This is a genomic window from Microcoleus sp. PH2017_12_PCY_D_A (assembly GCF_020738565.1).
In the GTDB taxonomy this organism is placed as follows: Bacteria; Cyanobacteriota; Cyanobacteriia; order Cyanobacteriales; family Microcoleaceae; genus Microcoleus.
This window is the reverse complement of the sequence record NZ_JAEQCI010000051.1, coordinates 38944-57905: the sequence shown is the minus strand read 5'-3', so window position 1 is coordinate 57905 and position 18962 is coordinate 38944. Positions and strand designations below refer to the sequence as shown.

General features: G+C 44.4%; 19 protein-coding genes. 10 read left to right on the top strand and 9 right to left on the bottom strand.

Annotated elements, in window-relative coordinates:
- Positions 1–599 precede the first annotated feature (599 nt).
- From JGK39_RS16485 to JGK39_RS16475, 3 genes are all read right to left on the bottom strand, one after another.
- A complete protein-coding gene (locus JGK39_RS16485; RefSeq protein ID WP_293246511.1) occupies positions 600–1412 on the bottom strand; it encodes a GAF domain-containing protein in 813 nt (270 codons plus the stop codon).
- Positions 1413–2020: 608 nt separating this feature from the next.
- Positions 2021–3937 carry a GAF domain-containing sensor histidine kinase gene (locus tag JGK39_RS16480; RefSeq protein ID WP_293246504.1) on the bottom strand — a complete coding sequence of 639 codons (1917 nt, stop codon included), beginning with the start codon at positions 3935–3937 and terminating at the stop codon, positions 2021–2023.
- 839 nt (positions 3938–4776) lie between these two features.
- A complete protein-coding gene (locus tag JGK39_RS16475; RefSeq protein WP_293146178.1) occupies positions 4777–5004 on the bottom strand; it encodes a type II toxin-antitoxin system CcdA family antitoxin in 228 nt (75 codons plus the stop codon).
- Positions 5005–5819: 815 nt separating this feature from the next.
- On the opposite strand from JGK39_RS16475, the gene lepA reads away from it, so the two are divergent.
- The 3 genes from lepA (at position 5820) to JGK39_RS16460 (ending at position 8879) form a co-directional block, all read left to right on the top strand.
- Positions 5820–7634: a translation elongation factor 4 gene (gene lepA / locus JGK39_RS16470; protein WP_293246497.1), complete on the top strand. Its 1815-nt coding sequence runs from the start codon at positions 5820–5822 to the stop codon at positions 7632–7634.
- A gap of 241 nt (positions 7635–7875) precedes the next feature.
- A complete protein-coding gene (locus tag JGK39_RS16465) occupies positions 7876–8445 on the top strand; it encodes a type II toxin-antitoxin system HicB family antitoxin (RefSeq protein ID WP_293246492.1) in 570 nt (189 codons plus the stop codon).
- Entirely contained in the window at positions 8442–8879 is a 438-nt protein-coding gene (locus JGK39_RS16460) for a type II toxin-antitoxin system VapC family toxin (RefSeq protein ID WP_293246485.1), read from the top strand. Before JGK39_RS16465 ends, JGK39_RS16460 begins: the two co-directional genes overlap by 4 nt.
- Before the next feature lie 35 nt (positions 8880–8914).
- Here the strand turns inward: JGK39_RS16460 and JGK39_RS16455 are convergent, their stop codons facing one another.
- A complete protein-coding gene (locus JGK39_RS16455) occupies positions 8915–9220 on the bottom strand; it encodes a hypothetical protein (protein WP_293246482.1) in 306 nt (101 codons plus the stop codon).
- A 158-nt stretch (positions 9221–9378) separates the two neighbouring features.
- Between JGK39_RS16455 and JGK39_RS16450 the strand changes: the two genes are divergently transcribed.
- Positions 9379–10461 carry an ATP-binding protein gene (locus JGK39_RS16450; RefSeq protein ID WP_293246479.1) on the top strand — a complete coding sequence of 361 codons (1083 nt, stop codon included), beginning with the start codon at positions 9379–9381 and terminating at the stop codon, positions 10459–10461.
- 351 nt (positions 10462–10812) lie between these two features.
- Entirely contained in the window at positions 10813–13476 is a 2664-nt protein-coding gene (locus tag JGK39_RS16445; protein WP_293246476.1) for an ATP-binding protein, read from the top strand.
- 161 nt (positions 13477–13637) lie between these two features.
- Here the strand turns inward: JGK39_RS16445 and JGK39_RS16440 are convergent, their stop codons facing one another.
- From JGK39_RS16440 to JGK39_RS16420, 5 genes are read right to left on the bottom strand one after another with little or no spacing between them, the layout of a single operon-like run.
- Positions 13638–13865, bottom strand: coding sequence for a YgiT-type zinc finger protein (locus JGK39_RS16440; protein WP_293246473.1), 228 nt, complete (start codon positions 13863–13865; stop codon positions 13638–13640).
- Positions 13866–13867: 2 nt separating this feature from the next.
- Positions 13868–14176, bottom strand: a complete 309-nt coding sequence (locus JGK39_RS16435; RefSeq protein ID WP_293246470.1) for a DUF4258 domain-containing protein — start codon at positions 14174–14176, stop codon at positions 13868–13870.
- 15 nt (positions 14177–14191) lie between these two features.
- On the bottom strand, positions 14192–14320 hold the full coding sequence (locus tag JGK39_RS16430) for a hypothetical protein (RefSeq protein WP_293296847.1): 129 nt from the start codon (positions 14318–14320) through the stop codon (positions 14192–14194).
- Positions 14298–14648: a DUF433 domain-containing protein gene (locus JGK39_RS16425; RefSeq protein WP_293177052.1), complete on the bottom strand. Its 351-nt coding sequence runs from the start codon at positions 14646–14648 to the stop codon at positions 14298–14300. The genes JGK39_RS16430 and JGK39_RS16425 overlap by 23 nt, the downstream gene beginning before the upstream one ends.
- Before the next feature lie 37 nt (positions 14649–14685).
- Positions 14686–14865 (bottom strand): hypothetical protein, encoded by a 180-nt coding sequence (locus JGK39_RS16420; protein WP_293246467.1) that lies wholly within the window; start codon positions 14863–14865, stop codon positions 14686–14688.
- A gap of 71 nt (positions 14866–14936) precedes the next feature.
- Between JGK39_RS16420 and JGK39_RS16415 the strand changes: the two genes are divergently transcribed.
- The 5 genes from JGK39_RS16415 (at position 14937) to JGK39_RS16395 (ending at position 18953) form a co-directional block, all read left to right on the top strand.
- Positions 14937–15431, top strand: a complete 495-nt coding sequence (locus JGK39_RS16415; RefSeq protein ID WP_293246712.1) for a glycosyltransferase — start codon at positions 14937–14939, stop codon at positions 15429–15431.
- 30 nt (positions 15432–15461) lie between these two features.
- A complete protein-coding gene (locus JGK39_RS16410) occupies positions 15462–16409 on the top strand; it encodes an NAD-dependent epimerase/dehydratase family protein (RefSeq protein WP_293246461.1) in 948 nt (315 codons plus the stop codon).
- A gap of 813 nt (positions 16410–17222) precedes the next feature.
- Positions 17223–17900, top strand: a complete 678-nt coding sequence (locus tag JGK39_RS16405) for a sugar transferase (protein ID WP_293246450.1) — start codon at positions 17223–17225, stop codon at positions 17898–17900.
- A 294-nt stretch (positions 17901–18194) separates the two neighbouring features.
- On the top strand, positions 18195–18653 hold the full coding sequence (locus JGK39_RS16400) for a class I SAM-dependent methyltransferase (protein ID WP_293246447.1): 459 nt from the start codon (positions 18195–18197) through the stop codon (positions 18651–18653).
- Positions 18654–18710: 57 nt separating this feature from the next.
- Complete coding sequence (locus JGK39_RS16395; RefSeq protein WP_293308640.1) at positions 18711–18953, top strand: hypothetical protein; 243 nt, start codon at positions 18711–18713, stop codon at positions 18951–18953.
- Positions 18954–18962 lie beyond the last annotated feature (9 nt).

The following is an 18962-nucleotide window of genomic DNA, read 5'->3' as shown; positions in this document are numbered from 1 at the left end:
GTAAGGCTAACACTGCATAATTTCAGCCCAAAAGCGTTTGGCTTCCAAGTTTTCACAACTGATAAAAAAATCCGACCCACATCTGCGGAATGTGGGTTCTGACCTTTCAGAACGCAAGCGCATAGAGGAGGAGCGTCAAAAACTAGCATCCCTGAAAAATATGGAAGAACCTTTTTGGGCGCGCTATGTCAGCCCTGCAAAAACTAAAAAAAAAATGGGGATAACTAATTCCATCAAGCACAAGTAAAAAATATTAAAAGTGCGAAGCTGCCATCTTGTGCTGGCGATATCATCTCCGGTAAAACAGCCGTTGCAGATTTGTAGTAAGGAAGTCCGTATTCAGAGTTTTATGAGGACGGACTTCCTCACTACAAAGCTATTCGATCGGTCAATATATCGCACATAATATGATAAATACACCCTGATGTTGCCTTTATTAGTTGCTCTGCTCTGCTAGACACCCTAATGACATAAAAATAATTTAGTAACCAGCCATCGAAGTTATTGAGTAAATCTATAGATGCAAATGTCAGATTTTCCAGGCAGAAGACTTGTCTGCACGATCAATATTCGACTTTTTGAATGCGGGAATTGCATCTTTACTGGTTTAGAGATTTTTGCTGACTCCTCAAAGCGTCTAACTCTACGTGAGCCTGACAAGCTTTACTTGACTGAATGGAATCTAAGACATTACCAATTACCTTGGAAAGGTGGAGAGCCGAACGGTGAGCTTCTTGGATAAAAGCTCTCTCCTCTATTGGATCGTCGGCCATATCATCTACAGTTAGTTGTAGGTAGCCGATGATGTGATTTAGTGGAGTTCGCAGCTCGTGGGATGCGGTTGACAAAAACTCCTTTTTGAACTGGGAGAGTTCTTTTGTTCGCTGGCTGCGCTCTTGGTAGAGGGTAGCTAGGGCGATCGCACTTCCGACTTGATCGGCAATTTCTTCTGCGAATTCGATCTGGTCTTGAGTCCAAGGTCGATCGGCATTACCATCATTCCCTGACAATCCGCCCTCGCACCGGTGCAAGCTAATTACGCCATTAGGTTGCTCTTGATAAGCAGTAGCTACCACTAGCACCGAGTGCCGTTCAAAAGGATCGTCGGCTCCTAACGATTCTACTACCACTGGTTTTAGGGTCTCTAGAGCTTGAATGATATGAGGTGCTGATCTCAGCGAGATTTCCACTCCCAGCATAGGTAGAAATGGTTCTTGGCAGTATTCAGCAGCCACTTTGACTTGCTGGCTAGAACTTTGATAGGGACAAATGATGCAGCGGCTGACACCTAATGTTTGTCCCAAAGAGTTAACTGTTTGCTGCCAAATGGTATCGAGATCCAAAGTTCGACGAATCTTTCTGCCAATTTGGAGCAAAAGTTTTTGCGATTGAGCTGATATTTGCTGATTCATAGCAACCCTTTTTCTACTAAACTGGCAAAATTCTACCACTCCACCAACACAGCAGAAATTTACTTAATTTGCCAGGCGCAAACTGTCCCAATAGAGGCTTGCGTAATTACACTTAAATATTCCCACACCTTGTCAAAAAATAGTAGATATTATCAGTATCTTTACAATATCTTTATGATTATCACATAAAACTGAAAAGGTCAAGTTTTATTAACATTACTTTACAATAGGGCTGTGGAAGTTAAATCAGTCCTAGGGGTGTGGACTAAGTTCTGGTAAGGTTGGCGATTTTTGGGAGGGTTTATTCGCAGGTGTGAGTCCCGAGGAGACAGAGCGAGATGAGCTGTTATCCCACCCCCCCGAATGCCATTGATGCGAATTCTGCGTGGGTTCGGCAGCGGTGGGGCGATCGGTCTGAGTCGAAAACACCGAAGGAGGGAGATTGGTGGCGGACAAGGTAAAAATTGATACTGCGGCGGGCAATATAACTGTGTTATTGGGAAAGCCTCTAATTATCAATGATTTTTATTCACGAATTTGTAATCAGGGATACACCGATCCCGCAATTATCAAGTGAGTGATATACACCAATTACCAATTACCGATGATTAATTTTTAAATAGCGGTTCTTGATAAAGCGGCACAGTAAAAGTAACAGTCGATCCGAGTCCTTCTCCCATACTGTAAAAATTTACTGTACCACCCATGGCTTCTACCAGTTTTTGAGAAATAGCCAATCCCAAACCGGTGCCGCCGTATTGCCTGGTACGAGCGCCGTCCACCTGAAAAAATGACTCAAATAATTTATATTGCTTGTCTAGAGAAACCCCAATACCAGTATCCGCAACTCGGATTTTCACAATTCCGGGTAACTCCTGGTTGTTAACAGTTACTTTTTTCTTAATAACTTCGGCACTGATGCGAATTCCCCCTTCCTTGGTGAATTTAATCGCATTTCCGGTGAGGTTCAAAATTACCTGAAGCAGGCGTTGGTAGTTGGCATACAAAATAATCTCGTCCTGGGCGGCTGGTGTTTGGATTTGAAATTGCAATCGCTTTTCCTGCACTTGCACCCGTGTAAAATTCTCTACTTGCTGCAACAGTTCGCCGAGTTTGACTGGAGCGAGGTCTAACTCCATTTTGCCAGCTTCAATTTTAGCGATATCCAAAATATCGTTAATCACGTTGAACAAGTGTAATGCCGATTGATAAGCTTCTTCGATAAATTGGCGCGCTTCTTCGGGGTCATCTGCCATGCCATCCATCACCAGTTTCAGGAAGCCGAGGATGCCGTTGAGGGGGGTGCGGAGTTCGTGGGAAGTATTGGCAAGAAATTGACTTTTAAGTTGGGAAAGGGCGACGGCTTCGGCGCGGGCTTGTTCTAATTCTTGGTAAAGTGTAGCGTGGGCGATCGCGCTGCCGACTTGAGCGACTAACTCGCGGGCGAATTCGAGTTCGACTGGACTCCAGGGAGGGGAATTGCCGCAGCGGTGCAAACATATCAGCGCATTGGGTTGGTCTTCATAGAAGGTAGCTGCTACGAGCACGGAATGGCGATCGAAGCGATCGACAATGGGGGAGGCGTAATCGACTGCTACGGGTTTTAACGTGGCTAAAGTTTGAATCCAGCCCGGCTGTTCGGCTGCGCGCAGTTCTAATCCCAGCATCGAAGAGTAAGGTTCTTGGCGGTACTCAGCTACTACTTTAAAAGTTTTCGATTGGAGATTTTCGATTCGATCGGCAGACAGCGGGGGCGGGCGATCCCTAGCAATTGACTGTTGCAATTCTGCTGCTGGGTCTGGATAATCTTGCTGATTTTCTGAGCTAAGTAAGGCAGAGGCTTCGAGGTTTTCGCTGTCTTTTTTGGAGGAACAGATGATGCAGCGGCTCGCGTTCAAAACTTCCCCCAAACTGTTAACTGTTTGCTGCCAAATAATCTGTAAATCGAGGGTTCTGTGCAGGTTTTGAGCGATTTGGGAGATAATTTTGCGATCGATTTCCGAGTAGGGAGTGAGGGCTCTACCGATGACGCTGGCTGGATAGAGAATTTCTTGGCTGGCGTCGGAGGAAGATGGCAAAGCTGGGTATGGCTTGAATTCTGGGGAATCTGCCGACAATTGTACGGGTTTGTCAGACAGCAGCCTGCCCATAACTAAGACTTTTGTAGCTTTACCGTTGGAGTCGATCGCCGGAGTGACTGTCAAATCGAACATAAAATATTGTTCGGCGTGGCAAAATGGATAGCTAAACCTTTGGGGGACAAGGGTTTCGAGCACCTGCCGCAGGCGATCGAGATAAGGTGCAGGGGCGATGGGTTGCAGGGTTTCACTGAGGGGGCGATCCTCTTCGAGGGCTTCGCTAACGACAATTTCTGCTGCTGTGAGGTTGTACTCCTCGGCTTTTTGCCAGTAAAAAGACAGATATCGACCCTTTGCGTCTTGGGTAAATACTAATTCTGCCCCTAACTCTTGAAAAAATGCTGTAGAGGCGAGGCTCGATCGCCGGAAATCGGTGTTAGAGTCCATCAGAGTTGGGGATGAAAGTAGTTCGGATTGTTGAGTTTTGAAATTTTAACGCAAAAATCAATACTCAAAATTGTTTTGGGTTTTCACGGTTAAGTCGTGAGTTATGGAAGAACGAAGTTCAGTAACGAGCAAGGTACGGGATTTAACGGATGTAACGGATAGGAGAAATAATTAAGAAGCAATATAATAACTTATTTTTCAGCAATTAATAACGTCCTAACCCGGTTGGCGGTTGCTATATCAATCAACTAAAAAGTTCTTGGATATTGAATTAAAATTCACATATCAGAACTCACAAGTCACCTTTTTTTAGACTTCTAACATTTCGTCTTGAGTGATTGATGAACCCCGAAAAATGTTTTTTAATTCTGAACTCAACTCACAGCTCAAAAGTATTTTTTCTCAGCCATTTTGGCTAATTAAAAAATACCAATTAAGATTTAGCAATTAGTAGTCTGCACATTAAACTTGCATTGCATAAATCTTTGATCGATACTGAAACCGCAGATGCAAAGCAGATAAACACAGATTAACGCAGATAATTTCCTGATAGTTAGTGACTTTTGGAAGAGGTCTATTAACGATCGAGGTTGAAAATTCAGCCAAAATTTGAGGCTGCGGGTAACTCAAGTCGGGGACTGGGTGGCACATTTTTCCGTCACCTAGAAGAGTTCCCCTGTTGTCTGTTAGCCCGGGAAGATCTCGGAAAGACCTGTATTTCTCCGTAAAATCTGCCCTCCTATGAAGGCCGGAGCTCGCGCGATCGCAATTTCACAGTCACAATTTCACAGTCATGCTGATTTACGCGCGCCGTAGGAGGGCTTTGAGAGGAGAGAATCTCAGTCGTTCCACTCGCCGCGGGGCGGGACTGGGGGAGTGCGGCGCAAACTCATAGCCTGATCGTCTTCGCGACGCTCGCCTCTGAGCCACTGCTTGATTGCTGTTTCAATGACTTTACTGGGGTCATTTGTCAAGTGCTTAATTTGGTCTAGCAGTTCAGAATCGATGTGGATAGACAGTTCCACTTTTTCTGACGAACTGTGGGAGTGTATACTTGACTCGCTCATAGTTAAAAAATCCTAGTTTTAATTCTTAAGTTTCAATTCCTTCTAGGAATTTACGCTTTTTTGTTTTGAAGGAAGTGTTTTGAAGGAAGTGATGCCTTAATCCCTGGTAGAGATGCACAGCGGATCAAAACCTATATTTGTTTTACACCCTTACCGTTCCGCTTCCGTCATTTGACCAAATTATCTGCTTCTTGTCAAGCGCTAGCAACTTCTCACCAATATTTTTAAGTGGGCGATCGGCCTCTGTAGAGTAACTTGACCCCAAAAATGGATACAAGCGCCCGACAATCGTCGTGAGCGGCCCAAAATTTTAGACTCCTGCTCGATCGATCTCCTAGATTTATCTGTTGTGCAGTAATCATTGAAAATCGTTCTCCTCTCTTGAGACTCGAAGCTCGCCCTCGCTCAAGTCTCGCGCCGCAGTCTCCCATCTCAAATCTAAATCTGTTGTGCAGTAAATCTAAAATCGTTCTCCTGTCTTCCGAATCGAGGCTGGCCCTCGTTGAAGTCTCACCCGGAAGTCTAAAATCTCAAATCTCAAATGGACTGCGCTGTTCGTTTGATGCGGGATGCTGCTGTGAGCCTTTTTCTCAACTGTTCCAGAGTTTTCTGTAAAAGAACAGAGACAAAACTTTTTCTGAGGAGGGCGTCTCGGCTGGAGGAAGCGAGAGAACATAGCATAAATACAAGGGCTTTGTCAACCCACAACCGAGAAAAAATTAAATTCTATTTAAGTCTCTAAATGACTATAAATGACTGTAGATTGAATGAAGTTTTATAATACAACAAAAGTCAATCTTTTGCCGATAGGTTTTATGACAAACGTTCCTGTATCTCGCATTCGTAATTTTTCGATTATTGCTCACATCGACCACGGAAAATCGACTTTGGCCGATCGACTGTTGCAGGCGACTGGGACTGTGAAGGCACGGGAAATGAAGGAGCAGTTTTTAGACAATATGGAGCTCGAACGCGAACGCGGCATTACGATCAAGCTGCAAGCGGCTCGGATGAATTACACTGCCAAGGACGGTCAGGAGTACGTGCTCAATCTGATCGACACTCCCGGACACGTTGACTTTTCCTATGAGGTTTCGCGATCGCTCGCTGCTTGCGAAGGCGCGCTGCTGGTGGTAGACGCTTCTCAAGGCGTGGAAGCACAAACCTTGGCAAATGTCTACCTTGCCTTGGGAAATAATTTGGAAATTATTCCGGTTCTAAATAAAATTGACCTGCCGGGGGCGGAACCGGAACGGGTGAAAGGGGAAATTGAAGAAATTATCGGTCTGGACTGTAGCGGGGCGATTGAGGCTTCTGCTAAGGAAGGAATTGGTATTGATGATATTCTGGAGGCGATCGTGGAATTGGTGCCGCCGCCGCAGGATACTGTTGAGAAACCGCTGCGGGCGCTAATTTTTGACAGTTATTACGATGCTTATCGCGGGGTAATTGTGTATTTCCGAGTGATGGACGGAAGTGTTAAAAAGGGCGATCGGGTGTTGTTGATGGTTTCGGGGAAGGAATATGTCATCGATGAATTGGGCATCTTGTCACCGACGCAAGTACAAGTAGACGAACTGCACGCAGGAGAAGTGGGTTATCTGGGTGCGGCAATTAAGGCGGTAGCTGATGCTCGTGTCGGGGATACGATTACTTTGGTGAAAAAGGCTGCACCGGAGCCTTGGCCTGGTTATACGGAGGCTAAGCCGATGGTTTTTTGTGGCTTGTTCCCGATCGATGCCGACCAATTTCCCGACTTGCGGGAAGCTTTGGAAAAACTGGAACTCAACGATGCGGCGCTTTCCTACGAACCGGAAACTTCTAGTGCGATGGGATTTGGTTTTCGCTGCGGTTTCTTGGGTTTGCTGCACATGGAAATTGTGCAGGAAAGATTGGAAAGAGAATACAATTTGGATTTGATTGTTACAGCTCCTTCTGTGGTTTATCAAGTCACAACAAATAAGGGAGAAGTGTTAACAATTGACAATCCGAGCCACTTGCCAGAGCCTCAGTATCGAGAGAAAATTGAGGAACCTTACGTGCGGGTAGAAATGCTGTCGCCGGAAACTTATGTGGGGGCGCTGATGGAGTTGTCTCAAAGTCGGCGGGGCATTTTTATGGATATGAAGTATCTGAGTCAGGGGCGGACTACGCTGGTTTATGAGTTGCCTTTGGCGGAGGTGGTGACGGACTTTTTCGATCAGATGAAATCGCGATCGCGCGGTTATGCGAGTATGGAGTATCACCTGATCGGTTATCGCGAAAATCCGCTGGTGAAATTGGACATTTTAATTAATGGCGATCCGGTTGATGCTTTGGCGATGATCGTGCACCGGGATAAGGCTTACAATGTTGGCCGCGGGTTGACGGAAAAACTGAAGGAGTTGATTCCCCGCCACCAGTTTAAGGTGCCTATTCAAGCGACTATTGGCGCTAAGGTGATTGCTTCGGAACATATTCCGGCTTTGCGGAAGGATGTGTTGGCGAAGTGTTACGGCGGCGATATTTCGCGGAAGAAGAAGTTGCTGCAAAAGCAGGCGAAGGGTAAGAAGCGGATGAAGTCTGTGGGTACTGTTGATGTGCCGCAGGAGGCTTTTATGGCTGTGCTTAAGCTCGATCGCGATTCGTAGTTTGTGTGTTGGGGCGATCGCGCGTGCGATCGTCCCGATCGTCTGTTTCCGATTTAAATTGTATATTCGGGACGCTCTTGGACGCACGGGTTGTCAGAAACCGGGTTTTTTACGATAATTCAGAGGTTCCAGCCCGTAGAATTGGTAAAAACCCGGTTTCTTTGGTTTGGGAGTGCGATCGCCCTAAAGAGCTAGCAAGCCCGTTATAATTAAGGCATAATTGTTACTTGAATTTACTCTTATGAATACTCAAATATTACTAAAACCCTCGGCAAAATTAGGTAATTTTTCCTGGACAGTCCTCATCGAAGAAACAGAAGGAAAGTATCAGGCGATCGTGTTGGGTGTGCCAGACTGTAATGCCCAGGGGAATACTCGCGAAGAGGCTATTACAAATATTAGCAGCATTTTGGGCGATCGTTTAGCAAAAGCCGAACTTATTTCTCTGGAAATTCAACAACAAAAAGCGGATGTTCCCGGTTTGACAGTCCTCATGGAACAGGAAACAGAGGGAAATTATCAGGCACTGGTTCTAGGTTTGTCTGACTGTAAGGCTCAGGGGAATACTCGCGAAGAAGCTCTTGCAAATATTAGCAGCATTTTGGGCGATCGTTTAGCAAAAGCTGAACTCATTTCTCTGGAAATAAAACCACCAAAACCCGACAATCCTTGGATGAAGTTAGCAGGTAAGTACAAAGACGATCCGCAATTCGAGGCAATGCAGGCGGATATCGAAGCCTCTCGTCGCGAACAATATGCAGAAATGGAAGAGTATTACCGTAAACTTGATGCGGAGGAAGCAGTTAAGTGAGTTTGTGGGTACTCGACACCGATCATTTATCTCTTTTGCAAAGAGGTTATCCGCAAATAAGACAGCGGATTAATGCAGTCAATCCTGAAGAAATTGCAATTACAATGGTTACAGTTGTCGAACAATTGTCTGGACGACTTAATCAGATAAAAAGTGCTAACTCAGAAAATACATTGACTTTTGCTTACAGACAACTGCGGGAAACATTGGAGGATTTCAGAAATATCAACTTGCTTGATTTTGACCGAGATGCTTACAATTGTTACACTGATTTGGTGCGTCAAAAAATTCGCGTGGGTACGCAGGATTTGCGGATTGCGGCTATTGTGATTTCCAGAAATGCCGTTTTGGTGACGCGGAATCGGCGGGATTTTGAGCGTGTACCGCGTTTGAGGTTTGAAGATTGGACAGTGGATGTGTCGGATGAGGGATGAAAAGTGCGCGCTTTCAGCCAATAAATGATTAGCGATTACTCATAATCATCATCCTCATCATCCGCGCCGAATAAGTCGTCAGCCTTGCTACCCAAAAGTCCAAAAATTGCACCCACACCCATATTCCAAGTGGTATTGCAACTCTCAAAAATCCGAATTTGTTGGGAAGATAAACTATCTTTAGTACCCAGAGATACACACACGCCTCCAGAAAGTAAAGTCAAACAAATAACGCTGCGGAAAACTAGCTGGAAAGCTGGGGGAATTTGAGGAGGAGTGTTTTTAGGAGTCATTTTAGGAGATTTCGGTTTAGCGGGTGTGATATTTGATTTAGTTTTCATGATTGCTACCTTTTCTTGAATATGTCTTAAGTCTAAAGGCTAAAAGCGTGAAAGTCATCCTGTGTATGGGTTTCAGTTACTATGAGTTTGATGTGCGTTTGGGATATGTTTGGTTGGCGATCGCCCGTTATAATACTTAAAAGGTTTGTAATTTGGCTATGACAGAGCGATCGCTCACAGTATCCCAAGCAGGAATCGAAAAAGCAACAATTGCTCTCACAGACAAAGGCTGGAGTCGCCAAGACTTAGCCGATCGTGTTACGATCGGGGAAGGCAAAAAGTCAAAGACAGGCATCGATATTCAAGCAATTCATAAGTTTTTTACCCAGAAGGCTGTCAGTCGCCAGTATTTTGTGGGAATTTGCAAGGCTTTAGGATTGGATTGGCAAGACATTACAAATCCCAATACAACTACGCGGGGCCCAGAAACCGGGTTTTTTCACGACAATACTTCGTTGCAGTCGATAGATTCGGTGAAAAACCCGGTTTCTTCGATCGCAGTCGATAATCCCAACCACAATAATCCGTTTATTCCCCAACATGGCAAGATAGACAATTCGCGATATTTCTTTGGGAGAGAGCGAGAAATACGGCGGGTGTTTGAGACACTGAATAGTGGTAGTAGTGTAGCAATTATCGGCGAAAGGGCGATCGGCAAAAGTTCTCTCCTACAAGCCATTTACCGACAAGCGCCAACTCAACTCCGTCATCCGCGCCAACCCATTTACCTCAATCTGCAAAATGTTTATGATGAAAATGACTTTTACGGTGCTTTGTGCAGCTTAGTAGGTATCGAGATAGTCAAAGGATATCAACTACAACGGGCTTTAGAATCGCACCGATTCCTGTTGCTTTTAGATGAAGTCGAGAAAATGACCTGGGATGGATTTACTAACCAAGTACGCGGCCAATTGCGGGGTTTAGCCGAGGGAATCAACGCACCTTTGCGTTTAGTTGTCGCCGCCTGCACCTCTCTCGATACTCTGTTTCCTGACAGTCAAGACCAAAATATGACATCTCCTTTCAAAGGGATTTGCATTGAGGAAACTCTGAAGCAATGGGATGATAAAATTAGTCGCGAATTTATTGATAGTCGCCTCAAGGCTGACTGGTTAACACCTGTTATTCAACCCGTGAGTTTTACTGAGGATGAAATTGCGGGTTTAATTGCTGAAAGTGGTGGCTATCCTCAGAAATTGATGATGTTATGCTATCAAACTTATGCTCGTTATCTCAACTAGGATTTACATGAGTGCCCAGAAACCGGGTTTTTTACGAAAATATTTTGTTGTAACCAGCAGATTCGATAAAAACCCGGTTTCTTTGGTTGTGACGATAAGTTTTGTGAGTCGAGATTTACGCGCTGCAACCCAAGAAACCGGGTTTTTAGCAAATTTCGCGTTGTAACGAAGTATTTTCGTAAAAACCTGGTTTCTGAGCCCCCAGGAATTGTGCACTCCGCCAAAGAAACCGGGTTTTTACCGAATCTATGAGTGAGTCCGAAGTATTTTCGCAAAAAACCGGGTTTCTGAACCCCCGTGCTTAAGTCTTATTATATAACTAATAGTTGAATTTATTTATCCCACCTATTTATGAATCAAAACCATCCCCCCATTCCTCGCTTAGATTTAGCACCAAAACTGAAACGTCCTCTTTCTTTGTGGAATCCTTTAGACTACCTGCGATTGTTATATTGGGTGTTTTACTTTCCTCAAGCTTTGCGGTGGTATGAGTCTACTTTTGGGGGTGAATCTAGTTTACAAGATGCTAAAACTTGGCGAGAAAAGTGGGATTGGTTGCGTCAAAATCCCGTCCAGCGTCAGTTAATTTTGCAAGCGTCGATCTTAATATTTGCTATCCCTATAGGTTTTAATATATTTTTGTTACGCATAAGTATTCCTATTAATTGGTGGGTTGTAGTTTCAGGCGTAGCTTTCGCCGTGGCATCCGGCGTGGCATCCGTCGTGCAGTTAGGAGTAGCGTCCGGCGTGGGGTTAGGCGTGGCATTCGGCGTGGTGTTGGGCGCAACCTACGGCGTGGCCTCCGGTATGGTGTCCAGCGTGGCGTCTGGCCTGGGGTTGGGCCTGGCGCTGGGCGTGGGCTTAGGCGTGAGGTCAGGTGTGGGAGTGGGCGTGGCGTCCGGCGTAGGGGTGGGTGCGGGCTTGGGTGTGGGTTTGGGCGTATTGTCCGGCGTGGGTTCCGGCGTGGGGTTGGGTGTGGGGTTGGGCTTGGGGTTGGGGTTGGCGTCAGCCGTGGCGATCGCACGTCCTGAAAATTGGCTTTTCGCCGTACCGTTTACCCTACTCCAGCGTCAACATCAAAATAGACAATTTCCTCACATTACTCCACTTCCCCTTCCCTACCTGTCTGCTCAAATAGCTAATTGGCTGAGGCGGGATTGGGAAACAGGATTGCACAACATTGACGAATTACTAAACTTTACTCTTCAGTTTATCCCTGCTATTAAAGCTGTAAATCGCGTGCTAGCAGAGACACCAAAAGACCAACTCATCTATCGCGTCGCTCAATTATCAGAAGATCCTTATGATTGGAATTTAGTGCGTTTTGCCTCAGCTTCTCTCAGTCAAAAAATGAAGTTAGAAGTAGTAACAGGTTTTTTCATCTTCATACCTTGGCACCAACAAATTCAAGCTCGTTTTCAAACAGAACTTCGTTTAGATACTCCTGCTCGTGCATCTGCCGCTGGTTTCTGGTATCTCCACGAACAGGAACCAGACAAAGCGACAGCAGCTTTTTCTGTAGTCCGAGATTTGCTTTATGGAGAGGAGATGTTTGCCTTAGCGCAAATTCTCACAGGTTTTCACCAAACATCAGAACTAGCAGAAATTGCTTCCCTGAAACTGCCACCTTCCCCAACTTCACCTCTGCTACGCGAAACTACTTGGGAAGTAATTGCCTCTCTACGACAGGTAATTGCCGAGGTACAACTCGTCCAAAATGGCATATCTCGTTCTGCCCGTTCTCTTGCCCTAAACCGATCATTAGGTCAACTTGCAATTATCCGAAATCAAGCAGACATTATACCAAAAGCCGAACAAAATTTAATTCTTAAAAATGCCGAAAAATGGCTAGAAATATTACTGCCATTAACAGTAAAAATAGGAGATATTTCGATTGCAAAACCTGTCAATAACCCCTATGTAATTGGCGATCCAGTCCAAGGCAATCTGTTTGTGGGCCGCGAAGACATCATCAGAGAATTAGAGGAGTTGTGGGTAAAAGGATCTCGCCTGCAATCTGTTGCTCTCTACGGTCATCGGCGGATGGGAAAAACTTCGATTTTGTTGAATGCTAGCAACTGTCTCGGCTCGAAGGTACAGGTAGCCTATGTCAACTTGCTGCTGGTAGCAGATTGTTCTCAAGGAGTCGGCGAACTACTAATATTCGTCACCGATGCCATTGCCAAAACAGTCAAAATTGCTCCTCCACTAGATAAAGATTTACTCGATTTGCCCTACATCACTTTTCGACGCTATATCGAACAAGTGCTAGGAAATATAGAAGGTGGATTGATCGTGGCTTTAGACGAGTTTGAACACATCGAAAAATTGATAGACGCTGGGAAAATCGATCGCGATTTTATCGGTTTTTTGCGCGGCATGGTGCAAATGAGTTCTAAAATAGCCTTTGCGTTTGCGGGATTGCACACCTTAGATGAAATGACCGAGGATTATTTCAATCCTTTTTTTGCTAGCATCATCCCCATCCGAGTCGGTTTCCTGAGTTTGGGTGCAACTCGCCAAGTTTTAGCCAATCCCGATGATGATTTTCTCCTCGACTACAAACCGGAAGCACTCGATCGCATTTACGAACTAACTCACGGCCAACCCTACCTGACGCAACTGGTAGGATTCCTGTTAGTCCGCCACTACAACGACCGAGTATTTGAAATGGGACGCCCCCGCGATCCAATGTTTACCACAGAAGATGTAGAAACAGTCATCAATGACCCGGAATTTTTCACCAGAGGTCGCTACTATTTTACAGGAGTTTGGGGTCAAGCAGCGGAAGGTGCATCGGGACAACAGGAGATTTTAACAGCATTAGCACCTCACTTAGAAGGAATGAATTTCGACAGGCTGAGTACAGAAATAGGGATGGATGAAACAAGTTTACAGGAAGCATTAAAAACTCTGGAACGCCACGATGTTGTTAAAGAAATTAATGGTTGCTACTGTATTGCTGTGGAACTATTTCGCCGCTGGGTTCAGATGTCATTGGGAGGAAGCCACTAAAATCGAGAATGGCGATTCCCTACAGGATAGCTACGCACGCGCGTACCTTGCTGTTTTTCACACAAGGGCGATCGAACTTCTCTTGTGCTACTATTCATACCGAATCCTGGTCGATCGTATCCGATTGTAGGGACACGGCAGTGTCGTGTCCCTACGTTTGCTCAATAAGCAAAAACGTCCACTTCGATCGACTTGACAGGTTTGCTATCTCCGTTTAGCATTTTGCGGACTCTTTCACCCCTCTCCATACTAAAAGTTACTTCACCGCAGCGCGAACAAACTGTAGCTGGAATTTTCTCAACAACAAACAGTTTACCATTAACTCGAAACACTTCATCAACCAAATTTTCTTGTGCCTCTGTGGAACCGCAAACATGACACTGAAACATTTTTACCTCCGCTGCGAGTAGTTAATCCACTGATTTGCATCAGGCTCATAAAGGGTAATTATTTTGAGACTATCTGATTCTTTTCGAGAAACCTGTACGTGTAAAACTTTTCCTTCTGTGGTAAATCCTAAGACTAAACAGCTTGGCGAATATTTATCATCTGGATAGTCTTCTATAATTATAGCATTTTCTCCCACCTGTCTGATTTCTATTTCACTGATGTTACGTTCTACCATCCGTCTCAAAGCATGAACACTTACCTCTAACTCCCCGGATTGAAGTTGTTGGCGAATTTCCTCGATTGTTTTCACTCCTCCTCCTCTTTATTAAGCAAAAGTACCTTTGTGAGGAGTATCCGGTTCTCCCACAGCCCGAATTATCAAATCTGATTCCCGCCGGCGCAGTTGGTTAATATAAACTGGATTAACATTTTCATCCATGAGATATCTGAGCATTTTTCGCCTTTTTGCCTTCTCTTTCTGCCTTTAACTGCATCAGTTTCCGCACCGCAGGCGACGGGTTTCGCTGCTGTTCCTCTCGCATTCTGCGTCCCCATTCCAACCAGTCAGCGATGTAATTGCTCACAGATTCTTTGTTGTGAAGATAATACAGAATGGTCGCATAAACTTGTTCGAGACTCAGCGAAGTGTAAATATTGGCAATTTCCTCTGGGGTGCGAGCACGATAAATGTACTCGTACAGGATAGTTTCAATTCCAATCCGCGAATCTTTCAGGCGAATGTCATCAGGTGCTAGAAAGTTGAAGTATTCTTCTAGTTGCACAGTTTAATCCTTCCTTTTTAGCCGATCGTACTGCTAACTATAATTTTACTATAATTCCACTTTTAATTCTAGCGAGGTATGGCTGCGATCGCCCTTTCTGTCTTAGCTTAAACCAAGTGCGATCGGGCGATCGCACCCACTTTTTGCACAATACTGACCCAACTGGTACAGGTGGCAAAAACTCAGCAACTCTATTTCTAGCATTTCCTAGAGGCAATCCCCCGTCGTTGCCCCCGATGTTTCATCTCCAGCCCATGACTAGGGTCGGAAAACCCTTTATTCTTGTCGGTGGCTGAATTTATTCCCCGCAAGCGCCCTGGCAATATTCTCAAGGCATTTGCCCAACTAGCTCGACCTCAAGTACACTTAGCTTTGGTCGGAGATGGCATAATTTTGGAGGAAATGCGAGAACTAGCATCAGAATTAGGAATTCAAAAGCAAGTACATTTTTTGGGCTTGCGGCGAGATATCCCCATTTTGATGCGTGCCTCGGTAGCTACTCTGATTGCTTCCTCTCAAGAAGGGCTTCCTAATTGCGTCATGGAATCTTTCTGCATCGAAGTCCCCGTCATCGGTACAGAAATTCGAGGCACTCGTGATTTATTAGAAAATGGCAATGGTTTGCTGGTAAAGTTGGGAGATATCAACGAAATAGCATCAGCAATGACCTGGATTTTAGACCATCCAGAGGAAGCTCAACATATGGGCAAGGGCGGACGAGAAAATATGGTTAATTATGACCTGCCACATATCCTGAAAGCAATACGAGGCTTTATATGCTGAAGTCAACAATCAAGAATCAACAATCAACCCATGAGTAATATTGTTACAGGCGCGGCTGGTTTTATCGGCTCTAACTTAGTCGAAACTCTTTTAAACCAAGGTGAACAAGTAATCGGAGTTGATGAAGTCAACGATTACTACAATCCCGAATTGAAGAGAAAAAATCTCGCTCATTTTGAAAAAAATCCGAATTTTAAACTAATTGAGGGCAATATCCTATCTTTGGATTGGAAACCGCTATTAGCCAATGCAGAAGTCATTTACCACCAAGCAGCCCAAGCAGGAGTCCGTGCTAGTTGGGGATACGGTTTCCGCAGCTATACCGATCGCAATATCAATGCAACTCAGGTACTCTTAGAAGCAGCAAAAGATGCACCGCAACTGAAAAAGTTTGTATTGGCTTCGTCGTCGTCGGTGTACGGCAATGCTGAAACTTTTCCTACTTCCGAAACTGCCTGTCCTCAACCAGTTTCTCCCTACGGCATTACCAAATTAGCCGCTGAACGTTTGGCTTCGCTTTATTATCACAATTTCGGCGTTCCCGCAACCATGCTGCGCTATTTCACTGTTTACGGGCCTCGCCAGCGTCCCGATATGGCATTTCACATATTTTTCAAGTCAATTTTGCGCGGGGAAGCGATTTCAATTTACGGAGACGGACAGCAAACGCGAGATTTCACATTTATCAGCGATTGCGTTGCCGCTAATTTAGCTGCCGCTAAAGTGCCGGAAGCTGTCGGGGAAATATTTAATATTGGAGGGGGAAGTCGAGTTGCTTTGGCGGAAGTTATTCAGACTATGGAAAGCATTGTCGATCGCCCTATACGCATCAATTACCTAGAATCGAGCAAAGGAGATGCGCGAGATACTAGCGCTGACACATCAAAAGCTCAGAAAATCTTGGGATATCAGGCCCAGGTTTCTTTGAGGGAAGGGTTGAGGCAAGAATGGGAATGGGTACAGTCTTTGTACGGTTAGAGTACGCTGAACCTACTCATCTCGAATCCAATGAGGGATGAAGCTACCGGATATGATAACACCGAGAAACCCGGTTTCTCGGTGTTATGTTTTTTTGTGGAGTTACTTATAAGCCAATACCGTTAACTTAAGAGAGATCCCCCCTAACCCCCCTTAAAAAAGGGGGGACAAGAATGCTCTCTTTCGTCCCCCGATCCTAAGGGGGATGCGAGGGGATCTCCAGGGCATAAATAGTGTTAATTGAACCGTATTGACTTATAAGCTTTGGTATTTGACCTTTTGCGGAGACTTTACTGCACAAAGCGCGATCGCCTGAAAGAGGCCAAACCACACAAACGCAGCCCGTGGCACCATCCTCTCTGTGCCACGGGCTAGAAGATCGTACCGATTTGCCATCAAATACGTAGATCTACTTATATATGCTGTTAATTTTTCGATGCCAGCGTACATGAGCTCAATATAATTTTTACGAAAAACTTATAAAACTCCGATTTTTTTTAAATTTTCTGTAAAGTTAACCAATTTTATCACCCCGTGAACTCTGCTCGTGCAAATATATATAACAAAGTACCGTGCGTAAATCCACGATTACCCAAACGGACAAATAGAATAAAGTGACAAACAAATAGGGCTCAAAGAGCAGAATTAAATTGCTAGTAATTCAGACAGTGACACTGCAATATGTCTATTTATTAGTTTCGATCCTTGAATCTGAAAAAAATATGTGTCTGAAGCCTTAATTCGGCAGCAGTCAGGGCTTCTATTATTAAGTGTTGTTGTTTCGCATTTTTACTGGTCTAAATTTTATCAATCATGAGTATCTCTAAAGTACATTTCGTAAAACCCCACTCGCAGATTGCTGAATTTAATGAATTAGTTATCATTAAAACAATCAGCCGATTGGTTAAGTCTGTATGCGATCGCCTGTTTGCTGCGATCGCCCTCGTGCTGTTCTCTCCTTTTATCTTATTTGTGGCGATCGCCATCTCCCTGCCTATGGGTACACCAATTGTTTTCACCCAACCACGTCCCGGTAAAGATGGTCAGATTTTTACCTTTTATAAGTTTCGCACCATGACTAACGATCGCGATGCCGATGGGAACCTTTTAAGCGACGAAAAGCGCCTGACTGCGATCGGTCAATTTCTGCGGAAAACCAGTCTTGACGAACTCCCTCAACTTTTGAACGTTCTTAAGGGCGATATGAGTTTTGTTGGGCCGCGTCCTTTAATCGTAGAATATCTAGAGCGCTACAGTCCCGAACAAGCACGTCGCCATGACGTGATGCCCGGTATTACAGGGTGGGCGCAAATTAACGGGCGCAATACCATATCTTGGCAAGAAAAATTCAAATTGGATGTTTGGTATGTGAATAATTGGAGTTTGTGGCTTGACCTGAAAATACTTTTCCTGACAGTATGGAAAGTAGTTAAAAAAGAAGGGATTAGCCAAGCTAATCATGTCACAGTGGAAGATTTTATGGGAAATTAATCCTCCTCTTGAGTGCTACCGCGTACACACAACTTACCAAAACCTTGCTGTGTCAGATAAAACCCTGAGTAGGCAAGGTTTTTAGACGATCCAGATACTTGTCAATAGTTTTAGTTTATTGACAAGGGTTAAGGTAAATCAAGGATTTAAAATATAAATTTTCATTGTTTTCCGTCATGTGATTTCCAACTCGACTTGTGCGTACACCGTAGCTCTTGAGTGGGGGATTGGGCAAGAAATGCTGTGAATTATCTTTGTGGTAATTAAAACGCTCGAATTGTAGTGAGGAAAATTATGCTAGAGAATGTGAATGTTTTCAGCAACGTAGAGTTTACCAAATGGGCTTATTTAGAAGAGTTAAAAATTGAAGAAAAATATCTGATTCAAAAATATTTGGAGAAACAAGGAAAAACAATTGAGGCAGGAACGGGAGGGGGAAGAATTTTGATAGAGATGCAAAAATTAGGATTTACATCTCTTTCTGGATTTGATTGCGCTCCCGAAATGATCGAAGTAGCACAACAGAGAGCAGGAAACAATGGTCTTTCCTTTGAAGTACAGGATGCCACAAATCTACCTTACGAAGATAGTAGTTTCGAGCAAGCAATATATTTACAGCAAATTATCTGTTTCATCCAAGATGACTTGGGAAGATTGAATGCCTTTAAGGAAGCTCACCGTATTTTAAAGAAAGGAGGCTATATTTTATTCTCCTTCCTTTGTTTTGATTGCCGAGTTAAAAATATAGGATAGATACCATATCTATGGTATCTATCTTTGTTGAGGAAAGCGATCGGCTCGAATCGAACAATGCAATCTATGTCCTGGCTGAAGCATAACGATAAACCAAACTGGGCGGCTCTTGTTGATAAAGGCCCTTATACCTATTGGTATAAAATTGACGAGATTTGCGAGATTTGCGAAGAAGTTGGTTTTGAAGTAGTTTCTCTTGGTTCTGCGGAGCAAGTTAACCAAGGAGAAATGGCTGCTTCTGGTGAAGAACTATTGAAAAAGCAACTTAACGGAATGTTATACGTGGTTTGTAAGAAATAACTTTTCCCA

What these genes read in the sequence shown, in the direction of transcription:
- JGK39_RS16485 (WP_293246511.1), bottom strand. Translation starts at nt 1,412, where the DNA reads ATGAATCAGCAAATATCAGCTCAATCGCAAAAACTTTTGCTCCAAATT.
- JGK39_RS16480 (WP_293246504.1), bottom strand. Translation starts at nt 3,937, where the DNA reads ATGGACTCTAACACCGATTTCCGGCGATCGAGCCTCGCCTCTACAGCA.
- JGK39_RS16475 (WP_293146178.1), bottom strand. Translation starts at nt 5,004, where the DNA reads ATGAGCGAGTCAAGTATACACTCCCACAGTTCGTCAGAAAAAGTGGAA.
- lepA (WP_293246497.1), top strand. Translation starts at nt 5,820, where the DNA reads ATGACAAACGTTCCTGTATCTCGCATTCGTAATTTTTCGATTATTGCT.
- JGK39_RS16465 (WP_293246492.1), top strand. Translation starts at nt 7,876, where the DNA reads ATGAATACTCAAATATTACTAAAACCCTCGGCAAAATTAGGTAATTTT.
- JGK39_RS16455 (WP_293246482.1), bottom strand. Translation starts at nt 9,220, where the DNA reads ATGAAAACTAAATCAAATATCACACCCGCTAAACCGAAATCTCCTAAA.
- JGK39_RS16450 (WP_293246479.1), top strand. Translation starts at nt 9,379, where the DNA reads ATGACAGAGCGATCGCTCACAGTATCCCAAGCAGGAATCGAAAAAGCA.
- JGK39_RS16445 (WP_293246476.1), top strand. Translation starts at nt 10,813, where the DNA reads ATGAATCAAAACCATCCCCCCATTCCTCGCTTAGATTTAGCACCAAAA.
- JGK39_RS16440 (WP_293246473.1), bottom strand. Translation starts at nt 13,865, where the DNA reads ATGTTTCAGTGTCATGTTTGCGGTTCCACAGAGGCACAAGAAAATTTG.
- JGK39_RS16430 (WP_293296847.1), bottom strand. Translation starts at nt 14,320, where the DNA reads ATGCTCAGATATCTCATGGATGAAAATGTTAATCCAGTTTATATTAAC.
- JGK39_RS16410 (WP_293246461.1), top strand. Translation starts at nt 15,462, where the DNA reads ATGAGTAATATTGTTACAGGCGCGGCTGGTTTTATCGGCTCTAACTTA.
- JGK39_RS16405 (WP_293246450.1), top strand. Translation starts at nt 17,223, where the DNA reads ATGAGTATCTCTAAAGTACATTTCGTAAAACCCCACTCGCAGATTGCT.
- JGK39_RS16400 (WP_293246447.1), top strand. Translation starts at nt 18,195, where the DNA reads ATGCTAGAGAATGTGAATGTTTTCAGCAACGTAGAGTTTACCAAATGG.
- JGK39_RS16395 (WP_293308640.1), top strand. Translation starts at nt 18,711, where the DNA reads ATGCAATCTATGTCCTGGCTGAAGCATAACGATAAACCAAACTGGGCG.